The 5,006-nt window shown below is 70.6% G+C and carries 6 protein-coding genes and 1 pseudogene; 2 read left to right on the forward strand and 5 right to left on the reverse strand.

Annotation, left to right across the window (positions count from 1 at the left end; translation table 11 throughout):
• From JNL41_RS10945 to sdhC, 3 genes are all read right to left on the reverse strand, one after another.
• Window positions 1–541 (reverse strand): FAD-binding protein (locus JNL41_RS10945; protein ID WP_293474847.1); only part of this gene is annotated, 541 nt, incomplete at its 3' end.
• Window positions 542–545: 4 nt separating this feature from the next.
• Window positions 546–929, reverse strand: a complete 384-nt coding sequence (gene sdhD, locus JNL41_RS10950) for a succinate dehydrogenase, hydrophobic membrane anchor protein (protein WP_293474849.1) — start codon at window positions 927–929, stop codon at window positions 546–548.
• Window positions 926–1,300: a succinate dehydrogenase, cytochrome b556 subunit gene (gene sdhC, locus JNL41_RS10955; RefSeq protein WP_293474851.1), complete on the reverse strand. Its 375-nt coding sequence runs from the start codon at window positions 1,298–1,300 to the stop codon at window positions 926–928. Before sdhC ends, sdhD begins: the two co-directional genes overlap by 4 nt.
• Window positions 1,301–1,578: 278 nt before the next feature.
• Between sdhC and JNL41_RS10960 the strand changes: the two genes are divergently transcribed.
• On the forward strand, window positions 1,579–2,460 hold the full coding sequence (locus JNL41_RS10960; protein ID WP_293474853.1) for a LysR substrate-binding domain-containing protein: 882 nt from the start codon (window positions 1,579–1,581) through the stop codon (window positions 2,458–2,460).
• Between the two features lie 129 nt (window positions 2,461–2,589).
• On the opposite strand, the gene zapE is transcribed toward JNL41_RS10960, so the two are convergent.
• On the reverse strand, window positions 2,590–3,711 hold the full coding sequence (gene zapE, locus JNL41_RS10965) for a cell division protein ZapE (RefSeq protein WP_293474855.1): 1,122 nt from the start codon (window positions 3,709–3,711) through the stop codon (window positions 2,590–2,592).
• Between the two features lie 85 nt (window positions 3,712–3,796).
• On the opposite strand from zapE, the gene JNL41_RS10970 reads away from it, so the two are divergent.
• Window positions 3,797–4,615 (forward strand): arginase family protein, encoded by an 819-nt coding sequence (locus JNL41_RS10970; RefSeq protein WP_293474857.1) that lies wholly within the window; start codon window positions 3,797–3,799, stop codon window positions 4,613–4,615.
• A 210-nt stretch (window positions 4,616–4,825) separates the two neighbouring features.
• Here JNL41_RS10970 and JNL41_RS10975 read toward each other — a convergent pair.
• Window positions 4,826–5,006 (reverse strand): annotated as a pseudogene (locus tag JNL41_RS10975) (methylmalonate-semialdehyde dehydrogenase (CoA acylating)); the annotation flags it as partial.

A 5,006-nucleotide genomic window follows, 5' to 3' on the forward strand; every position in this document is an offset into this window, starting at 1 on the left:
CCCGGCAGACGCCGTCGTCCATGATGAGGTCGAGGGCGAAATACTCGATGAAGAACTCGGTCTCGTGCGCCAGCGACTGCCCGTACATGGTGTGCAGCATGGCGTGGCCGGTGCGGTCGGCCGCGGCGCAGGTGCGCTGGATCGGCGCCTCGCCGTAGTTCTTGGTCATGCCGCCGAAGGCGCGCTGGTAGATCTTGCCGTCCGCCGTGCGGCTGAACGGGACGCCCCAGTGCTCGAGTTCGTACACGGCGGCGGGCGCGTTGCGGCACAGGTATTCGATGGCGTCCTGGTCGCCCAGCCAGTCAGACCCCTTGACGGTGTCGTACATGTGCCAGCGCCAGTCGTCCTCGCCCATGTTGCCGAGGCTGGCCGAGATGCCGCCCTGGGCGGCGACCGTGTGGGAGCGGGTGGGGAAGACCTTCGTGATGCAGGCCGTCTTCAGGCCGGCCTGGGCGCAGCCCAGCGCGGCGCGGAGGCCCGAGCCCCCTGCGCCGACGACCACGACGTCGAACTTGTGGTCCGTGAATGCGTAAGCCGCCATCGGATCAGGCGCCCCCCAGCGCGACCTTGAGGACCGAGAAGATGGCCAGCGCGCCGGCCAGCCATCCGATGAAGAGGTTGAGCAGCAGGGCCGCCGCCTTGTTCAGGTTGCTGTAGACGTAGTCCTCGATCACCACACGCACCCCCGAGATCATGTGGGACGTGGAGACGAAGATCGTCAGGATCATCAGGGTCGCGTTCAGCGGATCGCCGATCCAGGCCGCGGCCTCGTAGTAGTCCATGCCGGCCAGCAGGATGACGCTGTAGGCGCCCCAGAGCACCAGAGGGACCAGCGCGATGGCGGCGACGCGCTCGGACAGCCAGTGGCCGACGCCGTGCTTGGCGGAACCCAGGCCGCGGGCCTGGGAGAGCGGGGTGCGGTAGCTCATGCCAGGGCTCCCGACATGTAGGCGATCGCCCAGGCCGCGGCGGTGGCCGCGATGGTGAAGCCGAAGACCATGTAGGACGAGGCGGTGGCGCTCTCCTTGCCGAGGCCGTGGCCGAAGTCCCAGACCAGGTGCCGGACGCCGTTGGCCAGGTGGTAGAACACCGAGGCGCTCATCCCCAGCATCACCACCTTGCCCAGCGGCGAGCCCAGCAGCGCCTTGAATGTCGCGTAGGTTTCGGGGCCCGCCGCCAGCGACACGGCCCAGGCGGCCAGGATCAGGCCGCCGAGGTAGAGCCCGCAGCCGGTCACCCGGTGCAGGATCGAGGTGAGCATGGTGACGTGCCAGCGCCATACCTGCACGTGCGGCGACATCGGGCGGTCCGCAGGACCGCGTGGAACGCTTGTCATCTCTGGCCGCCGCCTCCCCTAAAGCCCCCGGCCCTGCGGTTTTAAGCGCCGGACAAAGGGTGTCAACGAACGGTCGGACCGTTGAGGTCCGGCCGGGCGTCCCGCTGAAACTTGCGGCGGCTCCACTTGCGAACGCTTCGCAAATTCCGAACCCGCGCGGTTCGCAAGTTCCGAAGCCTCGACCGCTGTGCGCTTGGAGGCAATGCGCCATCGGGCTAGGTTGCCTTCGCGAAAGGCGAAGGATGCGGTTCGACCTCACCGACATGCGACTGTTCTGCGACGTGGTCGACGAGGGCTCGATCACGGCGGGCGCGCAGAAGAGCGCGCTGGCGCTGGCCGCGGCCTCGACGCGGATCCGCAACATGGAGACCACGCTGGGCGCGGCTCTGCTCACGCGCTCGCGCCAGGGAGTCACGCCCACGGCGGCGGGGCGGATGCTGCTCAAGCACGCCCGCACGATGCTGGGTCAGGCCGCGCGGATGCGCGAGGACCTTTCGGCGTTCGCGGGCGGCATGTCGGGCGAGGTGCGGCTGCTGGCCAACACCAACGCGCTGACGGAGTTCCTGCCCGAGGCGCTGGGCGCGTTCCTGGCGGCGCATCCGCACCTCAGCGTCGACCTGGAGGAGCGGCTGTCGGACGAGATCGTCGGCCTCATCGCCGAGGGGGTGGGCGACGTGGGCATCGTGGCCGGCACGGTCGAGGTCGGCGCGCTGCAGACCTATCCGTTCCGCGAGGACCGGTTCGTGGTGGTGACGGCGGCCGGTCATCCTCTGGCCGGGCGCGGACCGGTGAGCTTCGGCGAGGTGCTGGCCTACGACGTCGTCGGACTGGAGCGCTCGGCCTCGCTGCAACGGTTCCTGACCGCCAAGGCCGCGCGGGAAGGCCGGCCGCTGAAGCTGCGCGTGCAGCTCCGCAGCTTCGACGCCGTCTGCCGGATGGTGGAGGCGGGCGTCGGCGTCGGCGTGGTGCCGCAGACGACAGCGCGGCGGGCGGCGATGACGATGAAGCTGGCGGTGATCGACCTCGCCGACGACTGGGCGTTGCGGGAGCTGACCATTGTTGTGCGCGCCGAGGCGGACCTGCGACCCTATGCGCGCGAGCTGGTCGACGCCCTCAGGGCGTGAGCGCCAGGACGCTCCACACCCAGTGTCGCCGCGCCTGCGTCGCCAAGCCTAAGCCTGTCAGCTTCGATGGCGCCCGTCGTCGCGGTTCGCGCCGTCGAAGGCGACCCGCGCTGAGACAGCAGCGCTTGGCTAGCGGTCCTCCAGCCAGCTTTCCGAGCGCATTTCCTGCAAGCGGGACGCGGTGCGCTCGAACTCGAAGCTGCCGTCGCCGGCGGGGTAGAGGTCGACGGGCTCGGCCGCGGCCAGGACGACGAGATGGGTCCTGGCCTCGTAAAGGGCATCGATGAGGATCACGAGGCGGCGTGCTTCCTCGCGGTTCGCCGGACCCATCTTGGGCAGGCCCTCCAGGAAGACGGTGTGGAACCGCGCGGCGATGGCGACGTAGTCGTTCGGGCCCAGCGGAACCTTGCAGAGGGCGTCGAAGGTGGCGCGGAGCAGGCCGCCGGCGGCGCGCGGAAAGGCGAGCTTGCGGCCCAGCACCTCGACGGTTTCGCCGTCCTCGTCCTCGGGGCCCAGCATTTCGACCCACAGGGCGTCGAAGGCCGCGACCTGGGTTGGGTCCTGCGACGAGAACCAGGCGCCGGCGGCGCGCAGCCGGTCGAGCCTGTAGTCGTGCGGGCCCGCGATCGTGACGACCTCGGCCTTTGTCTTCAGGAGCTCGATGAAGGGCAGGAAGAGCTGGCGGTTGATGCCGTTCAGGTAGAGGTCGTCCGGGAGGCGGTTCGACGTGGCGACCAGGACCACCCCGTGGGCGAAGAGCGCCTCGAACAGGCGGCCCAGGATCATCGCGTCGGCGATGTCGGTGACCTGGAACTCGTCGAAGCAGAGCAGGCGCGCCTGCCCGGCGATCAGGTCGGCCACCGGCGGGATCGGGTCGTCGCCCTTGTGCTGGCCGAACCGCCTGCGGCGCGCGTCCCGGTCGCCCTTGCGCCAGGCGTCGATCAGCCGGTGGACCTCGCCCATGAAGACGTGGAAGTGGGTGCGCCGCTTCTTGAAGCCGGTGGCCGTCTCGTAGAACAGGTCCATCAGCAGCGTCTTGCCGCGGCCGACGGGGCCGATCAGGTAGACGCCGCGCGGGGCCTCGTAGTGGCGTCTGCGCAGCATGGCCAGGATGCCGCCCTCAGGCTCGTCGTCGCCCAGGTCCGTCTCGAGCCGGACGAGGGGTCTGAGCGCCGCGGCCTGGGCCGGGTCGGGCCGGATCGACCCGTCGCGAATCTTCGCCTCATAGGCGGCTTGCAGGGCGGACGCCATCTCGCCTACCGGCCTAGCGGCGCCCGCCCGCGAGCGCAAGGAACGCGCTCTCCCCTTCGCCGGACGGGCGCGCTAAGCCTGCCCCATGAAGCCCGTTTCGCTCACCGGCCTGCCCATCGACAGCCACTCGTCGCACCTGCGCGGGGCGGCCAAGGCGCCTGCGGCGATCCGTGAGGCGCTGCGGTCCGCGCACAGCCACATGACGGCCAGTAACGGCCTGGACCTGGCCGAGCTGATCCGCGACCTGGGCGACGCGCCGATCCACGGCGACGCCGTCGACTACCACCGCATCGTCGAGGCGGCGCGGACGGCCTTCGAGGCGGGGCCGGCGGTGTTCCTGGGCGGCGACCACATGGTCACGCACCCGATCCTGGCCGGCTACGCCGAGGCGCGGCGGCCGCCGCCGCAGGTGGTGCATATCGACGCCCACCCCGACCTCTACGCCGACTTCGGCGGCGACCCGCTGAGCCATGCTTCACCGTTCGCGCGGATCATGGAGAAGAAGCTGGCCTCCTCCCTGACCCAGCTCGGCATCCGCACCATGAACGCCCACCTGCGCGACCAGGCCGGGAGGTTCGGGGTGCGCTGGTTCTCGCCAGCGGACCATGCCGCATCCATCCAGTTGCTGCCGCACGCGCCGACCTACATCTCGATCGACCTCGACGGGCTGGATCCGGCGTTCGCGCCGGGGGTCTCGCACCATGAGCCGGGCGGGCTGACGACCCGCGAGGTGCTGGAAGTGATCTGGAGGGCGCCCGGCCCGGTGATCGGCGGCGACATCGTCGAGCTGAACCCCGACCGCGACGTGAACGGGATGACCGCGACGCTGGCCGCCAAGCTGCTCAAGGAGCTGACGGCGCGGATCAGCGCCGACGCCGCGGCGATGGGCGACCCGCCGGCCTAGTCTGCGGAGGGGCCGCCGCCGCGGGGGGCGACGGCGGCCCGGACCGCCGCGTCGGGCCAGGATGGGCTGGCCGGTCGGGTGAGCGCGGCGGCCCTTCGCCCCAGCACCCCTTTGCGAGGACGAGGCTACGGCGTGGCGGCCGGGCGCGATATCGGGCGAAGGTCCTAGGCCGAAAGGCGTAGGGACTCGCTGAGGGTGCGGCGTCCCGGGTTACTTCATGGTGGGGATGACGAAAGCGGAGTCCTCGGTGGCGCCTTCGGGCCATCGGGCGGTGATGGTCTTGACCTTGGTCCAGAAGCGGACGCCCTCCATGCCGTGCTGGTTGGCGTCGCCGAAGGCCGAGCGCTTCCAGCCGCCGAAGGTGTGGTAGGCGACGGGGACGGGGATCGGC

It is taken from the genome of Phenylobacterium sp., assembly GCF_016793285.1.
Lineage (GTDB): Bacteria > Pseudomonadota > Alphaproteobacteria > Caulobacterales > Caulobacteraceae > Phenylobacterium.